Raw genomic sequence first — 24,885 nt, 5'->3', positions numbered from 1 at the left:
GGCCGACTAGTTTTCCAAAATAGTTAGCCGTGTTGGCGCCTAACACTTCGTCTAACAAGTACAATGCCACCTAATAGGCACAGTGGAAGTAAAGACCAGGCCCCGCCATGCTCTTCTACTATGACTACCGTATCTTCAACCACGTACTCATGGTTTTCACTTTCAAGTGGAAGATAGGCCAGCGCACCATCGTCATAGGCATCAGTATACGCCACAAGCATTTCGGTATCGGCATCGTAAAGTTCTAAAAGAATGTCGTACTCACCGGGTGGATAACCAGACACTAGTGTACTTTCGATGGTGAAAGTGTCTGTTGAATCTTCCGAGTAAATATAAAACTCTGATGAAACGTGGATGGATTCGTAAACCCCGTCTTTACCTAAATACAACACAGCGTATACCGGTGCACGAGTAAAAATGGTGTCGGCATCAAACTCAATCGAAAACGTAGAGTGGTAACCATCGTAATCGATATCATGCGCTAGCGTGACCCAGCTCTCGTATATCCAGAATTCGTTAACACTACTAACCACGATATCGCTAGAGGACTTACTCACGGCCAAATGCTGTTGATGCTTACCCGCCTTGGTAAGGGGGGGTTGATCAGACTGATCTTCATCAGCAGATTGAGAGTTTGTTTCTTCGTTTGTTAAAGCGCCGGAGGTCTTAGGCAACAGCGATTCGGCGGCTACAAAAGGCTTATCGTAGCGGTATTCGTTCGAGGTCACGGTTTTGTCGTGAGAGTTACTATCGGTACTGGCATGCACAGGTGACATAAGCGCAAGCTGTAACGTTGCAATAGCAGAATATGTGGTAAGTGAGAAAAGTAACTTTTTCATCTGTCCATCCTTTTCCAATCGATTATGACAGTGTCATTGTTGACGGAAAAAGATGAACAAAAGCTGAAGGCTAACTTAACGCCTGCTCAGTTAAATAGGTGAGGGAGTCTTAGCGATCAGTCGTCGAAATAGTGATCTTCTTCTTCGTATTCACCTTCTTCACGAGATTCGAAGTAAGTCCCCCAACCATCGTAGGTAACATCGTGCTTGTCGGCAATTTTTAGCAGAGTGTCAGAATCAGCGTTAAGCTTTTCGATATCTAGCTTTCGTTCTGCAATAGCGTCGAAGCAGAAAATGGTTTCGCCATCATCAAGCATTAGCTCTTCTGCGTCAGTGACTTCAAAACCCGCTTTAAACGCATCCACCGCCGCCTTTTCCAGCACGTCAAAGTCAGTGCTGGCGAAGTGGTGCTCAATGGTATAGTCGGCATCGGCTTGGCTGCCATCTTCTAGAAGGGCATCAATAGTTTCTTGGTTAAACTCGTACCATTCTTCTCTTTCATCGAACTGGGTCATAATAAACACTCATTAGCAATTTTGACGCAAGTTTACCTGCTTTTTTCCAGTTCATCGACCTGTCTATTAAGCGCATCAAATTTTTGTTTCATTTCGTCGTTAAAATGAACCATCCATTCTTTAATTGATTTGTCTTCACTGAGCGCTTGAGGAGCAGCAATATCAATAAGCACGATGCCGTTATTCCAACGGTTCCACTTTACTTTCTCATGCAAATTGCTGGCGGTTACCATGACGACAGGCTCGTTGGTGGTTTTAGCTAAACGAAACGCACCTTGCTTGAAAGGCAATATGCCTCTGCCATAGCTTCGGGTGCCTTCTGGAAACAGCCAGACCGAGGTTTTCTTTTTCGCAATTCGTTTCGCTGCAATATCCAATGTATTACGAGCTTTGCCTGAATTTTTTCTATCAATCATGATATTCCCCGACAGCCAATAGATCTGGCCGAAAATGGGGATCCACTTCAAACTTTTTTTACCAATAGTCACCACACCTGGCAGTGCGGCTTTGCAGATGGTGATCACGTCGAAACTATTTTGGTGATTGGCAATGAAAACGTAGGGTTCGTTTATTTTTACCGCAGGATCTTTTTTTATAATAATTTTAAGACCTACGATCCTAGCCATCATCGAATACATACTACCCGCAATATGCACATTATCTTTGTGAAAAGGCCGTACGATACAAACAATCAGCAAAACAATGTTGATGAGTAGAAAAGCGATGAAAAGTGCGGGAATGCGGAATAAAGCGATCAAAACAACTCCTAGATACAATTGACGCGCGCAGTATAGATGAAGTTTCAGCGTACACTTGTCCGATGAGTTTTTACAGGCTAAACGGTATAGTTGGAAAATAAGTTGTAAAAGTCGCTATGTTTCTCACCTTTAGTATGAGGAAATTTTGCCGATACCCAATTACAATAATAAAAAGCGCAATCGAACCTAACTCGGTAACCATTATATGCAGACATTTACTCCAGACGACCTAGAAGAAGATATTCTTGCTGACCTTATGGAGGAAATAAACGAACTCTATGAATCAAGTGAACAAACCTTGATTGAACTAGAGCTTCGTCCGGAAGATAACGAATTACAGCGTGCTTTGTTCCGCTCTATCCACACTATAAAAGGCGACTTGGGTTTAGTTAATTTCTCACCCATGATCCCGCTTTTGCAGCACGTAGAAGACTTGCTAGATTATCTGCGCAAAGGGCAGGTGGCATACACCAGCACCATGAGTGATTTGGTACTGCTCACCATGGATAGAGTAAAAGCCTTTGTTGAAAGTGTAATGGCAAATGGCAAAGCTGAGTATGACGATAACCTGCATAATCAGTTGGTTTTGGCTATTGGCCGCGTAACGCCAGAGAATACTTCCGAGCATGAGAAGCGCCTCACCGAGGCGGTGCTATTACTTAACCCCGCGTTAGACATTGTTACTGATGAAGACGACCCGCAAAACGTTCAGATAAAGCCTCCTACGTTAGCGGCTACGGGTATTCCGAAGGATATCAGTAGTGAAAAGAAGCAAGATATTTTGTTTTTCCGCGACTTGATGCAAACCATTGAGCGCCGCTCTAACTATTGGTCTGGTCGTGGCGACCGCATCGCTAAGCTGGCTATGTACATCAACGATGTGGCTGAAAACCCTATTGACGAAGACCAGCTTGCAGTGGCTAGCTACGTACATGACTTCGGAATGGCTTTCATGCCGTTAAAGCTTTTGCATAAAGGGGATTCGTTAAGCGATATTGAATTCAACTTAATGCGCTCTCACGTGTATAAAAGTGCTCGCTTATTAGAGCATCTAGATCAGTGGGATATGGCGCGCAAAATAGTAATGCAGCATCACGAACGCACCGACGGAACTGGCTATCCACTGGGAATCAAGGAAGACGACATTTGTGAAGGCGCCAAGCTGCTCGCTATTGTTGATACTTACGATGCAATGACACATCCAAGAGCACACAATGAAGATAATGTGCTTTCCAAAAAAGAAGCAGTAATTGAGATAAACCGCAGTGCCAAAGGGCAGTTTAGTATGAAGTGGGTAAGGTATTTCAATCAAGGAATGACAGCACTTCTAACTAGAGGGCAGTAGGCCTTAAGCGGCATAGGCTAGCAGAGAGACCAAAGCTAGCTTATGCTGTATTCGTTTAGATTAGCTCACACCCAATTCTTTCAATTTTCTTGTCAGGGTATTCCGTCCCCAACCTAAACGCTTAGCCGCATCTTGTTTATGGCCGTGCGTGTGCTGAAGCGCACGCTCAAGCATAATGCGTTCAAAGGTAAGCATAGCGTCGTTAAGAATGTTGTGATGGCCGTCGCGAAGCTGTTTGTCAGTCCAGCTCGCCAGCAAGTCAGGCCAATCGCCTGATTCAGCGGTAGGCTTTTCAATACTGTTGTCACTGTGAATTTCAGGTGGTAGGTCGCTAGGAAGCACCTCTTGACCACTTGCCATTACCGTTAGCCAGCGGCACACGTTTTCTAGTTGTCTAACGTTGCCAGGCCAAGGAAGCTGCGACATCACACGCTCAGCGTCTTTCGATATACTCTTGGCTTCCACATCAAGTTCTTTGGCTGCTCGGCGCAAGAAATGACGAGTCAGTAATGGGATGTCTTCGCGGCGTTCGTTGAGCGATGGAAGGTGTACGCGGATGACATTTAAGCGGTGAAACAAATCTTCCCTAAACTTACCTTCTGCAACCCTTTGTTCTAAGTTTTGGTGTGTTGCGGCAATGATGCGCACGTCCACACTTACTGACTGGTGACCACCCACACGATAAAACTGGCCATCGGCTAGCACGCGTAAAAGACGGGTTTGCACATCTAACGGCATATCACCGATTTCGTCTAAGAATAGTGTACCGCCATCGGCTTGCTCAAAGCGGCCCTGACGAGCAGCTTGGGCGCCAGTAAATGCGCCTTTCTCATGTCCGAATAGTTCAGACTCTACCAGATCGGCGGGAATAGCGGCCATGTTCAGCGCAATAAAGGGTTTACTTGCCCTTGGGCTATGCCTATGAAGGGCGTGCGCAACAAGCTCTTTACCCGTACCCGATTGACCGTTAATAAGCACGCTGATAGAAGAGCGAGACAGGCGACCTATGGCACGAAACACTTCCTGCATGGCAGGGGCTTCACCAATTATTTCCGTTACCACGTCTTCTACTTGCGCTTTGGAAACCGTTGATTGCTCTCTGGAATGTGCAAGCGCGCGCTGGGTTAACGTTACCGCCTCGTCTATATCAAATGGCTTAGGCAGATATTCAAACGCGCCTTTTTGATATGCGTTAACCGCGCTGTCTAAATCCGAATGCGCCGTCATAATAATAACCGGAAGCATGGGGTGTGAAGCGTGCACTTCGTTCAGTAACGTCATGCCGTCCATTTGTGGCATTCTAATATCTGAAATGATGACTTCAGGGGCTTGGCCGCTTTGTAGCTGAAGCAATAAATCTTCAGGGTTTTCAAAACTTAAGCAGCTGATATCAGCCGCTTGTAAGGCCTTTTGCAGCACCCAACGAATAGAACTGTCATCATCGACAATCCACACTGACTCATTCGTCATCGTCTGTCTCCTTACGGTCTATTGGTATGTAAATTACGAACTCGGTGTGACCAGGGTAGCTGTCTACGTCAATTTTGCCGCCGTGGTGGTTTATTAGGGTTTGTGAGATCGACAAACCCAGCCCAGAGCCATTTTGTTTGCTTGTGACCATGGGGTAGAAAAGAGTGTCTTTAACTTCAGCAGGAATGCCTGGGCCGTTATCTATAATTTTTATTTTTGCTACCAGCGCATGACGCTTCGTTTGAATTGTCATTTGGCGTTCAATTCGCGTTATTAACCTGATTTCTGGGTTAGGCGTTTGGCTTTCTGTTAATGCCTGAACGCTATTTCGCACAATATTAAGTACCGCTTGCTGAATCATGTCGGGATCTAGCATAAGCGGTGGAATACTGGGGTCATAATCACGGATTATGGTGATAGGATTATCTGAGTCAAAGCGCATTAAGCTGCGGATTTTTTCAAGAGCTTGGTGCACATTGCTTTCTTCAAACCGAGGCAGTGAATTTGGCCCAAGTAAGCGATCTACCAAGTTCCGTAGCCGATCAGATTGCTCGATGATCATGCTAGTGAATTCTTTGTGCTCATCAATGAGCTCTTTCTCTAACAACTGTGCCGCGCCGCGAATACCACCAAGCGGATTTTTAATCTCGTGAGCCAGACCGCGTACTAATTCTCGGGCTGCATAATGTTGTGCATTTTGTAAGGTTTCTCGAGAAATTCGCTTTTGCTGATCAATTTTTTTAACTTCAAACAGAAGCCTTGGGCCATCTTCAAAATGCAAATTGGTAACAGTTAAATCAGCAGAAACGTAGCGGTTATCTCTAAATGCCAATTTGATTTCGTTCTCGGTGAAATCTTCACCTTTTCTGATGGCGGCTTTAAGGCGGGTCGTTTCTATTGTGCCCGGCAAGAAAAAGTCTTGAAGTGGGTGTCCGATAAGTTGCTTTAACCCAGTTTCAAACAAAGCTTCACCAGCATGGTTGGCATAAACAATCGTAAGTTTGTTATCTACCATAACCAATGCAGTATTCAGGCTATTGATTAGCTGTTGTGTTTCTAACTCGGTGGAATGCATCCGAGCTCGTCTCCTTTGCACCATAATTGTGCATTGTAGCTTGCAATGATGCCAAGCGCGAATAAAGAACTCAGTAAGAAATGGTCACTGAACGTCTGTGGTGCGCTTGCATACCAATGGTTGCACGCTATTAGTTATTAATTAACGCCGATGCCTGATGAAGGTAAAGGGTTTGTAATGGAGACGATGCAAGAGTCTTGCCCGTATTGTTAGTTAGTTCAACTTTATAAGTGTGTGCCCCACGGTGGATACCGCTCAGCTTAAAAACACCCGAAGTATTGCTAGCTAATGGGGCGTCATCAAAGATTAACCGATAGATTGGTGCCTTAGGTGCACCAGTTTGTGCCGCAGAAATAGTAAGTTCACCGAGATTATTGCGGATCGTCGCTTCTGGTGCAGGGGACTTTATTTCTACGCGGTAATTTGGTTTCGGCGCCACAGGCTTCGGTGGTGGGGGAGGAGTAGCTTTTGCCGCAGTTACCACGTTCTGCGTTTTGACATCGAAAGCTAGCGCTTCAGCGTTTTGCTGCGGCTTATCGGTGTAAGTAACAGAGCCGTCTTTACCTACCACCTTGTATATGGTCATTGGAGAGGTAGCTGTAGCTGTTGTTGCATTGCCGCTTTGTTCAGTATCGCTTTCTTGTGCTTCTTGCTGGGTACTTTCTTGGCTCAGCATTTCCGCTTGCACAGGTAGTAAGCCATTGCCGCTACTTAGTAATAGCGAAATTAAGCAAATGTGTCGCGTCATGTAGTGCACGTGTCGTTACCTAATCAATGTGGTTTTGGCTAGCTGGCTAATTCATATAGTTTGCTATGTTTGGCTTATTGATAACCTTTCTAGTTGTATGCAGATGCAAGCGGGCAAAGCCCTGTGCGGAGTTGATACAGCATGAAAGAGTATTCATTAGCATAGCTATAAAAACATAGTAGATAAATCGCACGCATAAAAAAAGCCCGCAGAGCGGGCTTTAGTATAAATTGCTATACAGTGCGAAATTACACGCTGTAGTACATGTCGAACTCAACTGGGTGAGTAGTCATGTTAAGTTTCGTTACTTCTTCAGACTTAAGATCGATGTATGCATCAATCATGTCGTCAGTCATAACGCCACCAGCTTTAAGGAAGTCACGGTCGTTATCTAGAGCTTCAAGCGCCATTTCTAGCGAGCTTGCAACTGTTGGGATTTCAGCAGCTTCTTCTGGCGGTAGGTCGTACAAGTCTTTATCCATTGAATCACCAGGGTGGATCTTGTTCTTAATACCGTCGATACCCGCCATAAGCATAGCGGTGAACGCTAGGTATGGGTTAGCTGTCGGGTCAGGGAAACGTACTTCGATACGACGTGCTTTATCGCTAGTTACGTGAGGAATACGAATAGATGCAGAACGGTTACGCGCAGAGTATGCAAGCATTACCGGTGCCTCGAATCCTGGAACTAGACGCTTGTATGAGTTAGTAGAAGCGTTAGCAAAGGCGTTAATTGCACGCGCGTGCTTGATGATACCGCCGATGTAGTATAGTGCTTCTTCAGAAAGACCCGCGTACTTGTCACCCGCGAAGATGTTTACGCCATCTTTAGAGATAGACTGGTGGCAGTGCATACCAGAACCGTTGTCACCAACTAGAGGCTTAGGCATAAAGGTAGCAGTTTGACCGTATGCGTGTGCAACGTTGTGAACTACATACTTGTAAATTTGGATTTCGTCAGCTTTCTTAACTAGCGTGTTGAATTGGCAAGCAATTTCGTTTTGGCCAGCAGTTGCTACTTCGTGGTGGTGCGCTTCAATTACAAGGCCCATTTCTTCCATAACTAAGCACATTGCAGCACGGATATCGTGTGCAGAATCTACTGGAGGTACTGGGAAGTAACCGCCTTTAACGCCAGGACGGTGCGCCATGTTACCGCCTTCAAATTCTTCACCTGAGTTCCACTTGGCTTCAGAAGAATCGATCTTGTAGAAAGAACCCGCCATGTCAGTATGGAATTTAACGTCGTCGAATAGGAAGAACTCTGGCTCTGGACCAAAGAATACAGTGTCACCGATGCCAGTTGATTTTAGGAATTCTTCTGCGCGGCGAGCAACTGAACGTGGGTCACGCTCATAACCTTCCATTGTTGAAGGCTCAACGATGTCACAACGAATATTTACTTGTGTCTCTTCTGCGAAAGGGTCAACAACACAGCTGTCAGCATCTGGAAGAAGAACCATGTCTGATTCGTTAATACCTTTCCAGCCAGCGATTGAAGAACCGTCGAACATTTTACCTTCTTCGAAAAACTCTTCATCAACTAGGCCCGCAGGGATAGATACGTGTTGTTCTTTACCTTTTGTATCGGTAAAACGTAAATCTACAAACTTCGCTTCACTTTCTTTAATCAGCTCTAATGCCTTTTCTACTGACATCGTGTCCTCCAGGTTTAATGTAAAAATGCGGAATGATCAGCTTCACTCCAACAGTGGCAAAAGTGAAAGCGATTATCATGCCATCTATATGTGTGCCGATTTCTGCGGCATAGACAGGCATTCATCACTTCCTTTTGAATCAAAATGCACCATGATGGTGCATGGATGCACCATCATGGTGTTTCATGCTCATTTGTACGTCAATGAGCCTAGTTTACTTTGTAACGGATGACCACCAATTATGATCAATTCGGTGCAATATAACTGGTTATTTGTTGAACAAGTGTTTGAAAAGCAATAAAACACCAATCCATCAAAAAAAAGATGCGCAAACGTCGAGGTTTTTCTGTACAATCCGCGCAAATTTTTCTATCTGCATTTTTTTGCAACAAATCTAACGCATACTCCTTTCCACTGAATTGAAGTAGACGTTGATTTACACAGGCTCTATATAAGCATGAATACCACTGATATTAATAAATTGCGTAACATCGCAATCATCGCCCACGTTGACCACGGTAAAACCACCCTGGTAGACAAACTGTTACAGCAGTCTGGCACCCTTGAATCTCGAGGCGAGCAAGAAGAGCGCGTAATGGACTCGAACGACATCGAGAAAGAACGTGGCATTACCATCCTAGCTAAGAACACAGCGATTAACTGGAACGACTACCGTATCAACATCGTAGATACTCCAGGACACGCTGACTTCGGTGGTGAAGTAGAGCGTGTAATGTCGATGGCTGACTCTGTACTTCTACTTGTAGATGCGCAGGAAGGCCCAATGCCACAAACGCGTTTTGTTACGCAAAAGGCATTTGCTCAAGGTCTTAAGCCAATCGTTGTTATCAACAAAATCGACAAGCCTGGCGCGCGTCCTGATTGGGTTATGGACCAAGTTTTCGACCTATTCGACAACCTAGGTGCAACTGACGAACAGCTAGATTTCCAAGTTGTTTACGCTTCAGCACTAAACGGTTGGGCATCACTAGATGCAGATACTAAAGAAGACGATATGACGGCGTTGTTCCAAACTATCGTTGATCAGGTTTCTCCTCCTGATGCAGATATCGACGGCGCATTCCAAATGCAGATCTCTCAGCTAGATTACAACTCTTATGTTGGTGTAATCGGTGTAGGTCGTGTTAAGCGTGGTTCTGTGAAGCCTAACCAGCAAGTAACGGTTGTTACTGCTGATGGCAAAAAGCGCAACGGTAAAGTTGGCTTGGTATATGGCTACCTTGGTCTTGCTCGTCACGAAGTTGAATCTGCTCACGCGGGTGACATCATTGCAATTACAGGTCTTGGCGAACTTAAGATCTCTGACACTATTTGTGACGTGAACACAGTAGAAGCGCTTCCTCCACTAACGGTTGATGAGCCTACAGTAACCATGACGTTCCAGGTAAACACGTCGCCGTTCGCAGGTAAAGAAGGTAAGTATGTAACGTCACGTAACATTCTAGAGCGTCTTAAAGACGAACTAGTACACAACGTTGCACTTCGCGTTGAAGAAATGCCTGATCCGGACAAGTTCCGCGTATCTGGCCGTGGTGAACTTCACCTAGGTATTCTAATCGAAAACATGCGTCGTGAAGGTTACGAGCTTGCTGTGTCACGTCCAGAAGTAATTCTGAAAGAAGTTGACGGTGCAACGCAAGAACCATACGAAACCTTGACCATTGACTGTGAAGAACAGCACCAAGGTTCGATCATGGAACAGCTTGGCCTGCGTAAAGCAGAAATGACTGACATGTCACCAGATGGTAAAGGCCGTGTACGTATCGACTTTATTATTCCAAGCCGTGGTCTAATTGGTTTCCAAACAGAGTTCATGACAATGACGTCGGGTTCTGGTTTGCTATACCACACGTTCGATCACTATGGTCCGTACAAAGGCGGCATCATCGGTAAGCGTAAGAATGGTGTTCTTATTGCTAACGCAAACGGTAAAGCACTAACCAACGCTCTATTTAACCTTCAAGAGCGTGGTCGCCTATTTATCGGTCACGGTGTTGAGGTTTACGAAGGTATGGTTATCGGTATTCACAGCCGTGACAACGACCTTACTGTAAACGCCCTTAAAGGTAAGCAGCTTACTAACGTTCGTGCATCAGGTACTGACGAAGCGCAAACACTAGTTCCACCAATCAGAATGTCACTTGAGCAAGCGCTTGAGTTCATCGATGACGACGAACTAGTAGAAGTTACGCCTGAGTCTATCCGTATTCGTAAGAAGCTTCTTACAGAAAACGAGCGTAAGCGTGCATCGCGCGCACCTAAGTCTTAATCGTTTCTAAGACTTAATTCGATTTTAAAAATGCCAGCTTCTGCTGGCATTTTTTATTGGTGCTACAAAATTAAAGTTTCCTCTACCGGTATCAACCATTAAGCCACTCTCATTTATTTCTAAAGCTCATCCTGTCGCTAGAGTCGCTCTCATCTATCAGCAATCGTTAAATACTAAAAAAGTTCAAATATCGACCAAAGGTTAGTGGTCAAACAGGCTCAGAGATTCTATTCTTGAAGATACCAATCCGCATAGATTATTACCCACTCAGCGAGGGTTAAAATGTTCGTAATCGCGGCGTGTTACCGCAGGTATAGTGGTTTAACATCAAGGTGACACAACAAAGAGTACGGACATTTTAAACTCGCCCTTCGGGAAGGTCTGGCAAGCTTCCTAGCTTCATTCTGGGAATTTGAAAGGGAACACCATTCCTACATTCCCACGCTTCGCTATGAAGCTTGCCAGCGCCCTCTGAGTGGGCAATTATCTATGCGGATTGGTATAAACGTAGGCAGATGCCTTAACACGTAAGCTAAGTCGTTGTAATATTTACGGCTAATGACCTATCAAAAAGGGGAAAGTAGTGTTTTCTGTAGCAGTTGTTGAAGATGATCCGATCACACTTGACCTTATTACCGACGCATTGGAAACGCAGTTAGATGCTACCGTATATCCATTTACTCGTAGCAAGTTTGCAAGGGACTTCTTACTGCAACAAACCTCTGAATCTATCAGCTTGATTATTAGCGATCAGGTAATGCCAGATTATGATGGTTTAAGTCTTTTAAAAACCTGCCAATCTTATGGTTTGAATGTGCCATTTTTACTTATCACTGCTGACCCGAATAAAGAGTTAGTGATGGAGGCGCGCAAGCTACAAGTTACTGGGTTTTTGGCTAAGCCTCTTAATATGGAAGAGCTGGTTCAAAAGTCGAGAGAAGCTATTACGCAAGCTGAGTAGACCGGCGGAATAGTCTCGCGCTTAACACGATGCTATTGAGATTACAGTCTATGGGCTAAAACGTGGCTGGTGCTTCATTGGGTTACGATAGAGAGCGCAGCGTTCAATCAGCCATTTGTTATTTTAAGGCGTTAATTTTTCTCTAATAAAGTACATTTCGATATAGCAAATCTAGGTAAATTCATCGTACGCCCCTAGTTAATGAGGCGCTAAAATTCTACACTGTTGATATAAGTTTTTATGCAACAGGATGTAATGTGAGCGCTTTATTCGATAATACCCCTCCTAGAAAAAATACCTTTTCGTTTAAATGGCAAAAGTACAAGGGGAAAGACATTATTCCTGCGTGGGTTGCCGATACTGAGTTTCGTTGCGCGCAGCCAATTTTAGACGCCATATCTGCTCAGGTTGAGCATGGCAATATGGGTTACATACTGCCTGCGCATCACGAAGGTGCTATTCAGGCTGTGGTGAGATGGCTTAAAGAAAAGCATAACTGGGATATACAGCCAGAGTGGCTAGTATGGACGCCAGGCGTTGTGCCAGCGTTTAACGTAGCGTGCAAAGCCTATTGTGAACCCGGTGATAAAGTACTTATTCAAACACCTAATTATCCTCCGCTGCTAGCTGCACCCAAGCTCAATGGTTTAGAGCGAGTAGATATTGGTACGGTAGTACAAAATGCCGATGGCACTAGTTCTGACGCTATTTCAGGAGTTGAAGGGGCGCGCTACACCCTAGATTTTGACGCGTTAGAAAAAGAAGCCGCCGATCCAAAATGTAAGCTGTTTATTCTTTGTAACCCGATGAATCCCGTAGGCTCGGTACTTACTAAAGCAGAATTGGATCGCATTGCCGATATCTGTAATGCGAACAACGTTAAGCTTTGCTCTGATGAAATCCACTGCGACCTTATTTTAGAAGAAGGCAAACAGCACATCCCTGCGGGTCGAGAGCCAAATCTCGCTGAAAACAGTGTAACGTTAATGGCCGCCAGTAAAACATTCAACATTGCAGGTTTGGGTACGTCTTTTGCGATTATCCCTAATCGCCAATTACGCCAGGCATTTACCAATGCTGCTGCGGGTATAGTACCTTGGGTGACAGTATTAGGTTTAGCGGCGACAGAAGCGGCATTCACTCAATGCGATGATTGGCACCAGCAACAGCTTACCTACTTGCGTGAAAACAGAGAGATGGTATTTAACACCATTAACAGCATTGACGGTCTCAAAATGCTCAAAGCTGACGCGACGTTTCTTGCGTGGGTAGACGCCAGTGGACTGGGTGTAGAAAACGTACAGCAGTGGGCAGAAGAAAAAGGCGTAGGACCATCGCCAGGCATCGATTTTCACAAGGCCGATCATTTCAGAATTAACTTTGGCTGCAGCAAAGCCATGCTCCAAGACATTCTCCAACGCCTCGCCAGCTAAAAATTGGGGTCAGAGTACTTTTTCAGCCCCAAATTGGGGTCAGAGTACTTTTTTAACCACGCGTTCTACAAAGAAGGGCCAAAGTATTACTTTGGCCCTTCTTATATGCAGTTATTTTGTTAGTCACGTAATTTCACTGTTACCTGCGAGTGCACACTATAATGACATACAAAGGGAGAAAATTACTCTGACCCCATTTTTGCAGCTAGCTAAACACACCGATTAGTTTATACAAACCTAATCCAATCACTGTACCTACAACAAGAAATCCTGCCAGGTTACTTTTCCACGTGTTTCTAAATTCACCCAGCGCAGAGCTTTTATTCATAACTACAAGCAAAAATATAGCAATGATAGGCAGCAGAAGGGCATTAGTCGCTTGTGCAAACAAGATTGCAGGTAAGGGTTTAAATCCAAGAGCAGCAACGCTGACACCCACTACGATGATGATAAACCATACGGTTTTAAAGCTTTTACTCTGCATATCGTCAGATAACCCTAGTGCCCCCGTTACGGCGTAAGCGGCAGCTAAAGGAGCGGTAATGGCACTGGTTAAGCCAGCTGCGAATAATCCGAGTGCAAAGAACCACTGAGCCTTATCACCTAGAACCGGTTTAAGCTGCTCACCCATGTTTGAAGCATCCATAGTGGCTGCTTGATTGAAAAACGCCATCATAGCAGTCGCCATAACAATAAGCGTAATAAGGCCACCCATACTTATCGCTTTGGCTGACTGGTTTCGGCAGGCGATGACCGCTTCTTGTTTATCTTGGCCTTCCGATGATTTTGCAACGAGACTGGCGTGAAGGAACAGGTTGTACGGTACTATGGTTGTGCCGATTAACGCCAGTACCGTCGTGATGGCATCTGCATCTAGCCGAGGTGATATGAGCTGGCTAAACATAGCGGCAATATCAGGTTTCGCTACCAGTAGTGTAATCAGAAAAACGCCAGCCATAATGAAGACAAGGTAAACTAAAACTGTTTCTATCCACTTATAGCTACCTGACCAAAGCAGTACAATAGCAATAGCACCGAGGATGCTGGCCCAGGGACCTATACCAATATTAATAAAAGCATCTAGGCCAATAGCAGCACCGGTGAGGTTACCGGATTCATAGGCTGCATTGCCAACGCCGATAGCACTGACGATAAGTATGATAAAAAGGTTCTTTAGCCATGGCTTGTAAGCCATGTCTTTCATTGCACTGGCTAAGCTCTGCCCGCTGGCCACACCCAGACGCGCCGCCATGTCTTGCAGTATAATGGTTGCGAATATTGAGAAAAGCAGAGCCCATACAAGGTGAAAGCCAAAGTTTGCACCTGCCAGACTTGCTGTAGTTACTGTTCCAGGGCCAATAAAGGCGGCCGCGATGATATATCCTGATTTATCTTTTGCCATTGCAACGACTCTTAGTTAAGTTTTGCTATCATGACAATAGGTAGGCGAGCACGCAACAGTACCGCTAAACCAATACAGTAACAGATTGGTTTTAAACCTATTGTCGCGTACCCAATACAGATAAGCCGCTTTTCTTCAGCCTTATATCCCATTATTTTGTGTAGATATTAGGTAAGAAAACGCACCCTCTGTAAAGTGGCCGCGCAGACTACCGTTTCATAAAACAGAACGCAAATTAAAATAGGAACGCAATGGTGAAAGACGGGTTTCCAATAGACATAATCAGCGGTATTGTTTCGCTTCCTAGCTTCGAGAATGTGCTTCCAAGTGCCTATCAAGTGGATGGAATGATCTTCGCCGTAGCGTCAGCGCCAGAAATCCCTATGCCCGAACAGTGGATGCCGTGGCTTATTCAATCAAGCGATAGTCACCTTGTAGACAAAGACGTAGACAAACTTGCCGATACACTGATGAACGGCCTGCGGGCACATCTAGATTTCATGCGTCAGGATAAATCGCCATTGCCCGGTCAATTGACCGAAACGTCTGAGATTCATGGAGCAGCTAGGCCGTTAAAGGAACTAGAAAGCTGGCTAAACGGATTATTGCAAGTGCATAAACAGTTAGAACCTGTGTGGCAAAATGCCTGGAATCACTGGGAAAAGCAGTCAGAAAAAAGCGAAGTAGATAAGGAAGAGGCAGGCGAAAATAATTCACATCATCAGCCAAATGAGCCTGCAGAAGCAAGGTTGTCCCGCTGTTTAAAATTATTCTCAACGCTCGCCAATATAGAATTAGCGTTGTCGTATAGAAACGACAAACAAGCCGCGCAGCTGGAAAGCAATATTCAGATGCTTGTTAAGCAACTACCGTCGGTACTAGCTGATTACACGAAATTATCAGGGGAGCTTGCAGGGGCGTTGCCCAATCAGTTTGAAACCTTCAATAAGGTTACGTAACTTGAGACTTCTTAAGCCTGTAGTAAAGACACAATCGAATTACGCGACTGTGAACTAACGTTGTCTTTGTTGCTGGTGGCGTTGGTTTAAAGTGTGTTTTAGCGAAGCAGTGTAGCTATCCAGCTCTAGCTTCGCTTTTTCATATTGCTCGTTCAAAAGCCTGGATGCAGGCTCTCTCATAAGCGCTTTGAAGGCGATGTCTGTTTGCTTAAGCAAATGCTTGAGGTGTTGATTACTGTCATCCATGGTTAGTATTCCGATATAAACAATTCATTAAACCCAAGAAATAACACGTTATGGGCGGTATTGTGTAATGACTACAACACGCTCTACATTAAGTTACAATTTACTTATCACATTACACAGCAGCACTGGTTCCATGAGTACTGGCTTTGACACACTTCTTACGTTTCTCTTTACTATTTAGTTTTGTATTACCTTTAAAGCGGTTTCACCACAGCCAGGCAAACAATAGCAAGAATGAGCAACACCGGCGCTTCGTTTAAAAAGCGATAAAAGCGCGGAGAATGTCTATTTTCGTCACGTGCGAATTGCTTCATTAATTTAAACAAATAGAAGTGATAACCATAAATAGCAAGCAACAGCAGTAACTTTATATGAAGCCACCCCGACATTTTAAACCATGTACCACCGTAGCTGACAATAAGCGCAACGCCGAATGCTAGAGTTAATAAGGCGAATGGAGTTACGAAGAACCATAGACGGCGCTCCATGACCTTAAATTCATCTTTAACCACTTGTGATGTCGTTGTTGCGTGATAAACGAAGAGTCGAGGTAGATAGAAAAGACCGGCCATCCACGCAAGCATAAAAAAGATGTGCAGAGCCTTAAACCATAAAATGTACATATTAATAATGCGCCTTCTGTAAGAAGCTTTGTAAGATATTCCACGTCACTACGCCAATAATATCGTTAAGCTCCTGATCATAAATATAAACTGCGCCAGAGCGCGAATTCTTGAGATGTTCGTATACTTCGTGAAGCGTAGATTGTGCGCTTACACCTTCCATTTCGTAATAGTTTAATGCAGTTGCATCGTGGTCCAAACTCACATTGTATTGGACCAGTTTATACTGCACATCTATTTCAAATCGTGATTTCTGAATGACAATTTTTGTGGGTTCACTTTCTAAATAATTGGTTATTGCTTGCTCTGGTGCGTCATGAAATAGCTTGTACTCGGTATTCATCGCCGCAAGTACCCCAGTCTTCTCAAGCGCTTCGCGAATAGACGAAATGGCGTAAGGAAGGTTTTGATAGTCGAGTTGGCGAATAAATATAGAACGGTTGCCAAAAAACTGCGTTGAGGTCACGTAAGCAGGCACAATAACCAACATGGCAGGCAGAATTATTTGAGGGCTGTAGGATAGCTCCATAACCGCGGAAAGCGCCGCAAGGGGAGCATGCAATACGGCGGTCAACATGCCAGCAATGCCCAGCAGAGCAAAGCTATTAGTAAATTCAGGCACATTGATAAAGTACGACAGCGGCAGTAAAAGTACAGCGCCTGCCAGCATACCAATCACCATAACCGGCCCAATTATCCCCCCTGGGATACCAAGTCCAATGGCAAAAACAGCGAGGATTACCTTAAACACCAAGGTAGACACTAACAACAAAGCGCCGGGGGAACTATCAAACAAATGTTCGACGTCCATGAAGTTTGCACCTAAGGCCTCAGGAATGAACATGCCAATAGTACCTGTAATAAGTGCGGCAAGTATTAAACGCCACACCATTGAAACCGGTCTAAACCACGTCATCACCCGCATGAGTTGGTTATTAAATAGTACCGCTAACATGCCTAACAGAATGCCGAGTAACACTAAATAAAAATACATCCATTGGCTAAACGCATTAAACGATAAAAATGAAAGCTCGTTGACCTCCCCAAATACGATGCGGGTGAGTACAGAACCGCAGGCTGCGGCCAACATGACGGGAACAAAGATGTGTATTTTATATTCCCTAAGTACCACTTCCATCACGAAAATGACGGCAGCAAACGGTGTGTTGAAAGACGCTGATATTCCTGCCGCGACGCCGCAACCAGCGAGAATTCGAATGCTGTTGTAAGGTAAGCGAAGCCACTGTCCTAAAAAGCTACTGCCCGAGGCGCCTAAATGAACAGAAGGGCCTTCTCTCCCCACTACAAATCCGCCAGCAAGCGCTAGCATGCCGCCAAAGAACTGATTAATTGTAGTTCTAAATGGAATGTGGCCGTAATAGTATTTTACTCTGTGTATAACAAAGGGAATACCAAGGCGGTAGTGCTTAAAGCCTGTAAGAAAGGCAATAAATAAAATTAGCCCTACACTGATAAATGGCATGATAAGCCAAACTAACCAGTCATAGGCAAGAACGGATTGAAGCGACGTAATACCTGTTTCTTGCAGCCACTCTACGCAAAGGCGAAACAGTATAATCAAAAGCGCCGCGCAGGTTCCCCCGACAATGCCCAGCATGCACAACTGAATGGATGTGCGTGGATGAGCTACTTCCTCTCTTAAAGCCTGCAAGCGCATGTTGTGGTACAGTAGATTAACGTAAATAGAAGCTTACCATAAACACCTAAAATTCATAATGTTTAGAGCGCCTTAGCGCAGGGTGTTTTTTGTTGATGTAGAAATCATGACGACAGACCAATTAAAAGAAGTATTAGGCAACTATAAGTGGACATTGCTAGTAGCGTTTATCATGTTCGCAATGGTTGGGTTTGGCTACAAGCTGGCGCGAATAATTGATGAAGGCGACAGTAAAAAAGTGCTGGCTCAACAGGAAACGATTGCGATTTTGTCGGAAGAAAATCACGCGCTCACTACGAGGGTGAATCAACTTGAAGTCGCCATGGAACTGGCCACACTCGAAACTGAGAATATTACGAGTACCTTGAGCGAACAGAAAAAAGAGCTTGAGGCGCAGCAGGAGCTTCTGAGTTTCTATGAACGCGTCATGGCGCCAGAGAAAACCGATGACGGTTTTGTCATTGAAGGAGTTGAGGTATTTAAGTTAAGTGATAACACATATCAACTTAGGCTGGTTTTACTGCAGTCTAAGCAGCAAAAGGCAGTCATAAATGGCAGTTTAGACATTGCTATAGTGGGCCAGCGTAACGGCGAAAGCGTTACGCTGAAATCTGGTGAGTCTAACCTGCTCGAAGAAGACGTAAAATATCGCTTTCGCTTTTTCCAGGCAGTTAACGTCATGCTTACTATCGATGAGGATATCGACGTCGAATCTATTGTCTTTTCTACATCGGTATACCAATACAAAACCCGTAAAGGCAATTATCAGATCAGCGTGCCGTGGAAAGAGGCGCTTTCTGTGGAAATAGAGTAATCCTTAAAAGGCAGCGCTAACCTATTTTATGCCTTGGCGCTTAAAAGCTTTATTCGAATAAATACCAGTAGCCATAGCCTACAAGAAACGCTGGAATAGCAGAGTATAGTGTGGCGATAAGAGCAGCTTTGGGAGACAGAGCGATAGCTGGAAATAAGGCGTCGCCGTCATTACTTATTGCATTGCCCAACTGCGCTGAAAAGGGAACTGCGCCGTTTAAATATAAGGTGGTTACCAGTATCTGAGGGCCGCATCCAGGCAAGAAGCCAATGATTATTGCTAAGGCAACCAATCCGGGCCCCATGGCGTTAAACATGCCAACAATGTCCAGTCCAAACCAAACAACAGACAGTTCGAACATCAGAAATGCTAGCACCACCCACGCTAGTACAAATTGTGTATCTAACGCGGCCTTTTCCTGCCACTTAGGCGGAGGCGGAATTAAATCTTCTTTTGTTATTGATGCATACCCGCTTCCCGAACCACACAACCACCAAAGCACTAGGCTCGAAATACATGCTGTGGCACCAATTAGGGTTAAGCTGCTTTCATCAATTCCGAGGTAATTGTGTACGGGAAGCTGAAATGCTAGCGCAAGTGCAACAGCTAGCGAGGGCAAACTGACAAGCATCCAAAATATTTTGGAAATGGATATGGCGCTACGGCTTACTACATGAGCACTCTCACAGTTTTGTGACGTGGAAACATCGCCTTCATTTTCAGGTGCTTGGTAATTGTGGAATTTGTTAACGACCAGCCCAGTTACTGCACCCACCGTCACGCTAACGGCCATTACAGTTAAAGCATCGAGCGGCGCTTGAGCGAGTAATAGGAATGCCGCATCCCCCATGGTGCTGGTCAATACTGCTACAACCGCGCCAAAGCTAGTTACACCCCGTGTATATTGCGTAACAACGATAATAGCACCGCCACAGCCTGGTAAGGCACCAAGCAGGGCAGACAACCCCACCTCGTGAACAGGATGCGCTCTCATGTAATTGCCAATAGCATCTGCTGAAACCCTCAATGTAGCTAGATAATAAAGGGCAAGCGAAGCATACACGAATGCGGCCACTTGAAAATATGCATCTGAGAGTACTGAAAGTGTAACAGGGCGAGTATTGTCGTAGGCAAGGAGAACCGCGATAAAAAGCGGCATGAGTAATCGTTTATTAGTGAGGTGTGGGTAAAAAACGTCGCGAGTCAGGTTGCGAAAAAGGCTGCCTGAGAAGTAGGCTAAGTGCCTATGCAGAAACATCCCTTTTGTGCTTTTTGATGCCTGAGACGTCGTGTCCATTACAACCGTTCCCTTGACCTTGCGGTATCCATTTAGAAAGGCGCACTTTAATGAGCGCGCCTTATTATCGTGGAAAGTTAGCTAGAAAATGTAACTGTGCCTTTCATAATGCCTATATGGCCAGGGAAAGAGCAGAAGAACATGTATTCTTCATCTTTGTTTAGGCCTTCAACAGAGAAGGTGGTAGAGGCCTGCTCGCCGCCGCCAATGATGTTTGTGGCACCTATTACTCGCTCGTCGTCAGGTTTAAGGTAGTTGTTGTCTAAGCCCGCACCCATGCCATCTGTTGCGACGGCTTGTCCATCAGCTTTTGTAGTCATTACCCAGTTATGTCCCATAGATTGCTTAGGCAATTGACCGGTGTGTTTCAGGGTAACCGTAAACTCGCTACAGCTCGCAGGGATGGTGACATTCGACGTATTGAACTGCATGGCATCATTCGACTCCACTGTAACCTCACACTCGTTAGCAAACGCGCTAGAGGCTAGAAAGAAGAGGGCTGTGCCACCTAGTAGTTTCTTAATCATAAAAAATGTCCTTTGAATATTGGTTAATTACACCTTTCGGGTGGAATCGGGAGACTCAAATTCCTATACGAAAAAGAATAGCACTGGATCATTGTAAATGCTAACGATTATCATTTATATTAATTGGGTTGTTCAATTTTTGCTACGTTAGGGAGTCGCATGTCATCGATACGCAATGCACTTCGTCAAGTTCGACTAGGTCACCACGAAAAAGACTTCGACGTATTAGTTAACTACCTTGATGGTGTAACGTGTGTAGCAAACCTTATGCGAAGCGATCACGACAGGTTTTCTGTCTATAGAAACGCCATTGAAGTGCTTTACGAAACCATTTGTGACCCATTGGTGAGTGAGCAGTGGCGTTATTATTGTTTAGATCACGTATACAAACCTTTGCTCAAAGCTGAACGATACGCAAAGAGTGAGAGTGATCGAATTGCGCTAGCAAGAATAAAAATAGATATGCAAATGTTAGTACCCCATTTTTTATAGGCGATCTTATTAGCGCTAGTTGATTTTTTCTGAACTTAAAAAGTCTTCAACTTGTGCGCAATAAATACGCCATATATAAGTTTCATCAACACAAGGATACGAGTCATGTCAGCAACACGCACAGAACGCGACAGTATGGGAGAGTTAGAGGTTCCCGAAAAAGCACTGTATGGCGCGCAAACTCAACGTGCTATTCAAAATTTTCCTGTGAGTGGGCAGCGAATGCCTGAAGCATTTATACGTGCACTGCTTACAGTTAAGAAAGCCGCGGCACAAGCCAATATGAAACTAAAAGCGCTTGATGGCGACCGGGGACAAGCCATCGTTAAAGCGTGTGATGAACTACTGGCTCTTGATGACGTGATGCAGCACTTTCCGGTAGATATTTTTCAGACAGGTTCTGGCACCAGTACCAATATGAACGCCAACGAAGTCATTGCACGATTAGCGTCGCGTTATTCAAGTGAAGAGGTTCACCCGAATGATCATGTCAATTACGGGCAAAGCTCAAACGACGTAATACCTACAACCATTCATGTAAGTGCAGCCATCGCGTTGTCGGATGAGCTCATACCGGCTGTTGAAAATCTTGTTCGCATAATTGAAGTTAAAGCGAAATCGGTAGCGCAATATTGCAAAACCGGGCGCACACATTTAATGGATGCAATGCCGGTGGGCATGGATCAGAGTTTACTCGCGTGGGCATCTCAGCTTAAACAGCAGATAAAGACACTTCGTGCTGTGCAGCCAGCAATTCAAACTCTCGCTCAAGGTGGTACTGCAGTGGGAACAGGCGTAAACGCCCATGCTGATTTTGCGGTTACTTTTTCAGACGTGTTAGGGGAGCTTACCGATATTGCGTTTAAGCCCGCCGACAACTTCTTTGCACTGATAGGCTCTCAAGATACCGCAGTGACGCTTTCTGGCGCAACGAAAAGCTTGGCTGTAACCCTAATGAAGATTGCCAATGACCTTCGATGGATGAACTCTGGGCCCTTGGCTGGTTTGGGCGAAATCGCGCTGCCTGCATTACAGCCGGGTTCGTCTATCATGCCCGGCAAGGTAAACCCGGTTATCCCAGAAGCCGTGGCAATGGCTTCAGCGCAGGTAATGGGTAACGACACGGCGATTACCATTGGTGGGCAGTCTGGTAACTTTGAGCTCAATGTCATGCTGCCCATGATAGCCACCAACTTACTTTCAAGTTTGTCGCTAATGACCAACAGTGCAACGCTTATTGGCGAGCAGGCAATAGAAGGCTTTACTGTTAATCAAGACAATATAGAGGCTGCGCTTTACAGAAATCCTGTACTTGTTACAGCACTCAATCCAGTGATTGGCTATGCCAAAGCTGCAGAAATTGCAAAAACTGCTTACAAGGAAAATAAGCCTGTTATCGATGTGGCTGAAGCGATGACAGATATCTCCCGATCAGAGCTAGAGTCGTTGCTAGACCCTAAAAAGCTCACTACACCATAAGTGTTTAAAGCGGAATTTAAGTAGTAAAAAGTGCGTCTGACAATCGCACTTTTTTGCGTTTAAAGGGGAAAATTAATATAAGTGATTTTCGGAGCAAACTCGCAGAACTCCCCCTTGTTTAAAAACTGTTCGCTCATTGGCACGTTCTTGGCTTATTCTACGCGCGCTCTTGGGTATTGTAGGGGCAAAACGTGTTTAATCAGGCATAACAGTTGCTGTATGTGAACAGGATTTTTGATACAGTGATGCAATAAATTATTTGTATAGCTGCGTAAGACAGCAACAAACATTAGCGCTAATAGGTTTTACTTTTAATCATGGCTTTGGCTATGGAAAAAGTAACGCCTTTTCGGGAAGAAAAAATGACAGAAACTTGCTTTCGCATGAAGGGCACTACGCTCACCAGTATTGTGTTAGAAGTATTAGATTTTGAGCCAGATAACTTTGAAGCTCAGTTATCTCAGAAGATTGCGAGCGCGCCGCAGTTCTTCACCCGTTCCTCACTGATTTTGCATTTAATAAAGCCTTTATCTGCCACTGAATTTGAGCTGCTGGTAGCACTTTGCCGTCAACTGCAATTACAACCGATGGCGGTGAAAGGCGAAGTCGCAGAGCTTAAGCCTACTATTAATGATTTGGGTTTGGCCGATGTGAGCCAAAGTAAATTCACAGATAGTGCGCTTCGTTCGCAAAAAGCGAGCGCCGACGGCGGCAGTGAAACCAGTAACGGCAACACCGCTGCTCAGACTCAACAGCAAACTGCCGCTGCTCCGGCCCAAAGCGAGCCAGTTTCCACAACACCACCCACTCTTAAGCCTGCCAAAGTAATAAATCGACCTGTACGTTCAGGTCAGCAAGTTTATGCAGAGGGCAGCGACTTGGTGATTACGGCATCGGTTAGTGAAGGTGCTGAGCTTCTGGCTGATGGCAACATCCATGTTTACGGCACACTGCGCGGTCGTGCGTTGGCCGGAGTTAAAGGCAACACGGGAGCCCGTGTATTTTGTCAGTCGTTAGACGCGGAACTTATTTCAATTGCAGGGCAATTCATTATGCATGAAACCGTTAAAGGTGAATGTTGGAAGAAACCTGCACAAGTATATTTAGAAGAAGAAACATTACGTATAGAGCCGTTGGCTTAATGCTTTGTACGCACCAATAGGAAAGAATAGATGGCAAAGATTATCGTAGTAACCTCAGGAAAAGGTGGTGTAGGCAAAACTACATCGAGTGCAGCAATAAGTACGGGGCTTGCGCTAGCAGGTCACAAAACGGTCGTGATTGATTTCGATGTGGGTTTGCGAAATCTTGATCTTATCATGGGCTGTGAACGCCGCGTTGTGTACGATTTCGTAAATGTTATCAACAAAGAAGCATCCCTTAAGCAAGCGCTTATCAAAGATAAGAGAACAGAAAATCTTTTCATTCTTCCTGCATCGCAAACCCGCGATAAAGATGCCCTTACCGTTGAAGGTGTACAGGCAGTATTAGACGAGCTTAAAAAAGACTTTGAATACATTATTTGTGATTCACCTGCAGGTATAGAGCAGGGGGCTCAGATGGCGCTGTATTTCGCAGATGAAGCCATTGTAGTGACCAACCCAGAAGTATCTTCAGTGCGCGATTCAGACCGTATTTTAGGTATTCTTCAAAGTAAGTCGATGCGTGCAGAAAAGGGCGAGCCGGTTAAAGAGCACCTTTTATTAACCCGTTATAACCCAACCCGTGTTGAAAGCGCTGAAATGTTAAGCGTTGCAGACGTTGAAGAAATCTTAGCTATTCCGCTATTAGGGGTTATTCCAGAATCTGAAGCGGTACTTAAAGCGTCGAACCAAGGTCAGCCGGTTATCCTTGACGAAGAAGCTAATGCAGGACAAGCTTATGCAGACGCTGTTAAACGTCTGCTAGGCGAAACTGTTCCACATCGTTTCCTAGAAGCAGAGAAGAAAGGGTTCTTTAAGCGTCTGCTAGGAGGGAAGTAATGGGAATTTTCGACCTGCTCAAAAAGAAGCAAAAGCCGAGCACTGCGGCAGTAGCCAAAGAGCGGTTACAAATTATTGTTGCGCACGAGCGTAAAAAGCGGACAGAGCCTGATTACTTGCCCATGATGCAGCAGGAAATCATTCAGGTTATCCGTAAATATGTGACTATTGCTGACGACCAAGTATCGGTACAGCTAGACAACAATGACGATTGTAGTGTACTTGAGTTGAACGTAACGTTACCGGACAACAACAACTAGCGCGCATTCGCCAAATCAGTTTTGGTTGGCGTCT

General features: G+C 44.9%; 24 protein-coding genes. 11 read left to right on the top strand and 13 right to left on the bottom strand.

Features of this window, described 5'->3' with window-relative positions:
- Positions 1–23: 23 nt before the first annotated feature.
- The 3 genes from BGK61_RS06460 to BGK61_RS06450 form a co-directional block, all read right to left on the bottom strand.
- On the bottom strand, positions 24–839 hold the full coding sequence (locus tag BGK61_RS06460; RefSeq protein WP_014999428.1) for a choice-of-anchor H family protein: 816 nt from the start codon (positions 837–839) through the stop codon (positions 24–26).
- A gap of 116 nt (positions 840–955) precedes the next feature.
- Positions 956–1,354, bottom strand: coding sequence for a ribonuclease E inhibitor RraB (gene rraB, locus BGK61_RS06455; protein ID WP_076012628.1), 399 nt, complete (start codon positions 1,352–1,354; stop codon positions 956–958).
- A 32-nt stretch (positions 1,355–1,386) separates the two neighbouring features.
- Positions 1,387–2,112, bottom strand: coding sequence for a 1-acylglycerol-3-phosphate O-acyltransferase (locus BGK61_RS06450; protein WP_076012627.1), 726 nt, complete (start codon positions 2,110–2,112; stop codon positions 1,387–1,389).
- Positions 2,113–2,317: 205 nt separating this feature from the next.
- On the opposite strand from BGK61_RS06450, the gene BGK61_RS06445 reads away from it, so the two are divergent.
- On the top strand, positions 2,318–3,457 hold the full coding sequence (locus tag BGK61_RS06445) for an HD-GYP domain-containing protein (RefSeq protein ID WP_014999425.1): 1,140 nt from the start codon (positions 2,318–2,320) through the stop codon (positions 3,455–3,457).
- Between the two features lie 60 nt (positions 3,458–3,517).
- Here BGK61_RS06445 and glnG read toward each other — a convergent pair whose 3' ends face one another.
- The 4 genes from glnG to glnA all read right to left on the bottom strand — a co-directional run bounded on the left by glnG (position 3,518) and on the right by glnA (position 8,408).
- Positions 3,518–4,927: a nitrogen regulation protein NR(I) gene (gene glnG, locus BGK61_RS06440; RefSeq protein WP_014999424.1), complete on the bottom strand. Its 1,410-nt coding sequence runs from the start codon at positions 4,925–4,927 to the stop codon at positions 3,518–3,520.
- Entirely contained in the window at positions 4,917–6,002 is a 1,086-nt protein-coding gene (gene glnL / locus BGK61_RS06435; protein ID WP_014999423.1) for a nitrogen regulation protein NR(II), read from the bottom strand. The genes glnG and glnL overlap by 11 nt, the downstream gene beginning before the upstream one ends.
- 130 nt (positions 6,003–6,132) lie before the next feature.
- The gene (locus BGK61_RS06430) at positions 6,133–6,759 is read right to left on the bottom strand and encodes a hypothetical protein (protein WP_014999422.1); all 627 of its coding nucleotides are present in this window, start codon (positions 6,757–6,759) and stop codon (positions 6,133–6,135) included.
- 239 nt (positions 6,760–6,998) lie between these two features.
- Complete coding sequence (gene glnA / locus BGK61_RS06425) at positions 6,999–8,408, bottom strand: glutamate--ammonia ligase (protein WP_014999421.1); 1,410 nt, start codon at positions 8,406–8,408, stop codon at positions 6,999–7,001.
- Positions 8,409–8,865: 457 nt separating this feature from the next.
- On the opposite strand from glnA, the gene typA reads away from it, so the two are divergent.
- The 3 genes from typA to BGK61_RS06410 all read left to right on the top strand — a co-directional run bounded on the left by typA (position 8,866) and on the right by BGK61_RS06410 (position 13,092).
- Positions 8,866–10,698 (top strand): translational GTPase TypA, encoded by a 1,833-nt coding sequence (gene typA / locus BGK61_RS06420; RefSeq protein ID WP_014999419.1) that lies wholly within the window; start codon positions 8,866–8,868, stop codon positions 10,696–10,698.
- Positions 10,699–11,281: 583 nt separating this feature from the next.
- On the top strand, positions 11,282–11,659 hold the full coding sequence (locus BGK61_RS06415; protein ID WP_014999418.1) for a response regulator: 378 nt from the start codon (positions 11,282–11,284) through the stop codon (positions 11,657–11,659).
- A 257-nt stretch (positions 11,660–11,916) separates the two neighbouring features.
- Entirely contained in the window at positions 11,917–13,092 is a 1,176-nt protein-coding gene (locus BGK61_RS06410; protein ID WP_076012502.1) for a MalY/PatB family protein, read from the top strand.
- A 205-nt stretch (positions 13,093–13,297) separates the two neighbouring features.
- On the opposite strand, the gene BGK61_RS06405 is transcribed toward BGK61_RS06410, so the two are convergent.
- Entirely contained in the window at positions 13,298–14,494 is a 1,197-nt protein-coding gene (locus BGK61_RS06405) for an Nramp family divalent metal transporter (RefSeq protein ID WP_076012503.1), read from the bottom strand.
- Positions 14,495–14,745: 251 nt separating this feature from the next.
- On the opposite strand from BGK61_RS06405, the gene BGK61_RS06400 reads away from it, so the two are divergent.
- On the top strand, positions 14,746–15,453 hold the full coding sequence (locus BGK61_RS06400; RefSeq protein WP_076012504.1) for a UPF0149 family protein: 708 nt from the start codon (positions 14,746–14,748) through the stop codon (positions 15,451–15,453).
- A 54-nt stretch (positions 15,454–15,507) separates the two neighbouring features.
- Here the strand turns inward: BGK61_RS06400 and BGK61_RS06395 are convergent, their stop codons facing one another.
- The 3 genes from BGK61_RS06395 to BGK61_RS06385 form a co-directional block, all read right to left on the bottom strand.
- On the bottom strand, positions 15,508–15,699 hold the full coding sequence (locus BGK61_RS06395) for a hypothetical protein (RefSeq protein ID WP_014950582.1): 192 nt from the start codon (positions 15,697–15,699) through the stop codon (positions 15,508–15,510).
- Between the two features lie 194 nt (positions 15,700–15,893).
- Positions 15,894–16,322 carry a CopD family protein gene (locus tag BGK61_RS06390; protein WP_076012505.1) on the bottom strand — a complete coding sequence of 143 codons (429 nt, stop codon included), beginning with the start codon at positions 16,320–16,322 and terminating at the stop codon, positions 15,894–15,896.
- Between the two features lies 1 nt (position 16,323).
- Positions 16,324–18,000, bottom strand: coding sequence for a chloride channel protein (locus BGK61_RS06385; RefSeq protein WP_044556839.1), 1,677 nt, complete (start codon positions 17,998–18,000; stop codon positions 16,324–16,326).
- A gap of 106 nt (positions 18,001–18,106) precedes the next feature.
- Here BGK61_RS06385 and BGK61_RS06380 point away from each other — a divergent pair, with 106 nt between their 5' ends.
- Positions 18,107–18,814: a DUF6776 family protein gene (locus tag BGK61_RS06380; RefSeq protein WP_076012509.1), complete on the top strand. Its 708-nt coding sequence runs from the start codon at positions 18,107–18,109 to the stop codon at positions 18,812–18,814.
- A gap of 49 nt (positions 18,815–18,863) precedes the next feature.
- Here the strand turns inward: BGK61_RS06380 and BGK61_RS06375 are convergent, their stop codons facing one another.
- Both BGK61_RS06375 and azu read right to left on the bottom strand, forming a co-directional pair.
- Positions 18,864–20,111, bottom strand: a complete 1,248-nt coding sequence (locus BGK61_RS06375) for a putative manganese transporter (protein ID WP_083648715.1) — start codon at positions 20,109–20,111, stop codon at positions 18,864–18,866.
- 77 nt (positions 20,112–20,188) lie between these two features.
- Positions 20,189–20,638 carry an azurin gene (gene azu, locus BGK61_RS06370; protein WP_076012506.1) on the bottom strand — a complete coding sequence of 150 codons (450 nt, stop codon included), beginning with the start codon at positions 20,636–20,638 and terminating at the stop codon, positions 20,189–20,191.
- Positions 20,639–20,797: 159 nt separating this feature from the next.
- Between azu and BGK61_RS06365 the strand changes: the two genes are divergently transcribed.
- The 5 genes from BGK61_RS06365 (at position 20,798) to minE (ending at position 24,851) form a co-directional block, all read left to right on the top strand.
- Positions 20,798–21,130, top strand: a complete 333-nt coding sequence (locus BGK61_RS06365; protein ID WP_076012507.1) for a hypothetical protein — start codon at positions 20,798–20,800, stop codon at positions 21,128–21,130.
- A 105-nt stretch (positions 21,131–21,235) separates the two neighbouring features.
- Entirely contained in the window at positions 21,236–22,609 is a 1,374-nt protein-coding gene (locus BGK61_RS06360; RefSeq protein WP_076026032.1) for a class II fumarate hydratase, read from the top strand.
- Positions 22,610–22,971: 362 nt separating this feature from the next.
- Positions 22,972–23,751: a septum site-determining protein MinC gene (gene minC / locus BGK61_RS06355; RefSeq protein ID WP_076026041.1), complete on the top strand. Its 780-nt coding sequence runs from the start codon at positions 22,972–22,974 to the stop codon at positions 23,749–23,751.
- A 30-nt stretch (positions 23,752–23,781) separates the two neighbouring features.
- A complete protein-coding gene (minD, locus tag BGK61_RS06350) occupies positions 23,782–24,591 on the top strand; it encodes a septum site-determining protein MinD (RefSeq protein ID WP_014999406.1) in 810 nt (269 codons plus the stop codon).
- Positions 24,591–24,851: a cell division topological specificity factor MinE gene (gene minE, locus BGK61_RS06345; RefSeq protein ID WP_014999405.1), complete on the top strand. Its 261-nt coding sequence runs from the start codon at positions 24,591–24,593 to the stop codon at positions 24,849–24,851. Before minD ends, minE begins: the two co-directional genes overlap by 1 nt.
- Positions 24,852–24,885: the final 34 nt, after the last annotated feature.

The sequence above is a fragment of the Alteromonas abrolhosensis genome (assembly GCF_001953635.1).
Classification (GTDB): Bacteria; Pseudomonadota; Gammaproteobacteria; order Enterobacterales; family Alteromonadaceae; genus Alteromonas; species Alteromonas abrolhosensis.
This window is presented reverse-complemented; position numbering and strand designations above follow the sequence as displayed.

What these genes read in the sequence shown, in the direction of transcription:
- BGK61_RS06460 (WP_014999428.1), bottom strand. Translation starts at nt 839, where the DNA reads ATGAAAAAGTTACTTTTCTCACTTACCACATATTCTGCTATTGCAACG.
- rraB (WP_076012628.1), bottom strand. Translation starts at nt 1,354, where the DNA reads ATGACCCAGTTCGATGAAAGAGAAGAATGGTACGAGTTTAACCAAGAA.
- BGK61_RS06445 (WP_014999425.1), top strand. Translation starts at nt 2,318, where the DNA reads ATGCAGACATTTACTCCAGACGACCTAGAAGAAGATATTCTTGCTGAC.
- glnG (WP_014999424.1), bottom strand. Translation starts at nt 4,927, where the DNA reads ATGACGAATGAGTCAGTGTGGATTGTCGATGATGACAGTTCTATTCGT.
- glnL (WP_014999423.1), bottom strand. Translation starts at nt 6,002, where the DNA reads ATGCATTCCACCGAGTTAGAAACACAACAGCTAATCAATAGCCTGAAT.
- glnA (WP_014999421.1), bottom strand. Translation starts at nt 8,408, where the DNA reads ATGTCAGTAGAAAAGGCATTAGAGCTGATTAAAGAAAGTGAAGCGAAG.
- typA (WP_014999419.1), top strand. Translation starts at nt 8,866, where the DNA reads ATGAATACCACTGATATTAATAAATTGCGTAACATCGCAATCATCGCC.
- BGK61_RS06405 (WP_076012503.1), bottom strand. Translation starts at nt 14,494, where the DNA reads ATGGCAAAAGATAAATCAGGATATATCATCGCGGCCGCCTTTATTGGC.
- BGK61_RS06400 (WP_076012504.1), top strand. Translation starts at nt 14,746, where the DNA reads ATGGTGAAAGACGGGTTTCCAATAGACATAATCAGCGGTATTGTTTCG.
- BGK61_RS06395 (WP_014950582.1), bottom strand. Translation starts at nt 15,699, where the DNA reads ATGGATGACAGTAATCAACACCTCAAGCATTTGCTTAAGCAAACAGAC.
- BGK61_RS06390 (WP_076012505.1), bottom strand. Translation starts at nt 16,322, where the DNA reads ATGTACATTTTATGGTTTAAGGCTCTGCACATCTTTTTTATGCTTGCG.
- BGK61_RS06385 (WP_044556839.1), bottom strand. Translation starts at nt 18,000, where the DNA reads ATGCGCTTGCAGGCTTTAAGAGAGGAAGTAGCTCATCCACGCACATCC.
- BGK61_RS06380 (WP_076012509.1), top strand. Translation starts at nt 18,107, where the DNA reads ATGACGACAGACCAATTAAAAGAAGTATTAGGCAACTATAAGTGGACA.
- BGK61_RS06375 (WP_083648715.1), bottom strand. Translation starts at nt 20,111, where the DNA reads ATGGACACGACGTCTCAGGCATCAAAAAGCACAAAAGGGATGTTTCTG.
- azu (WP_076012506.1), bottom strand. Translation starts at nt 20,638, where the DNA reads ATGATTAAGAAACTACTAGGTGGCACAGCCCTCTTCTTTCTAGCCTCT.
- BGK61_RS06365 (WP_076012507.1), top strand. Translation starts at nt 20,798, where the DNA reads ATGTCATCGATACGCAATGCACTTCGTCAAGTTCGACTAGGTCACCAC.
- BGK61_RS06360 (WP_076026032.1), top strand. Translation starts at nt 21,236, where the DNA reads ATGTCAGCAACACGCACAGAACGCGACAGTATGGGAGAGTTAGAGGTT.
- minC (WP_076026041.1), top strand. Translation starts at nt 22,972, where the DNA reads ATGACAGAAACTTGCTTTCGCATGAAGGGCACTACGCTCACCAGTATT.
- minD (WP_014999406.1), top strand. Translation starts at nt 23,782, where the DNA reads ATGGCAAAGATTATCGTAGTAACCTCAGGAAAAGGTGGTGTAGGCAAA.
- minE (WP_014999405.1), top strand. Translation starts at nt 24,591, where the DNA reads ATGGGAATTTTCGACCTGCTCAAAAAGAAGCAAAAGCCGAGCACTGCG.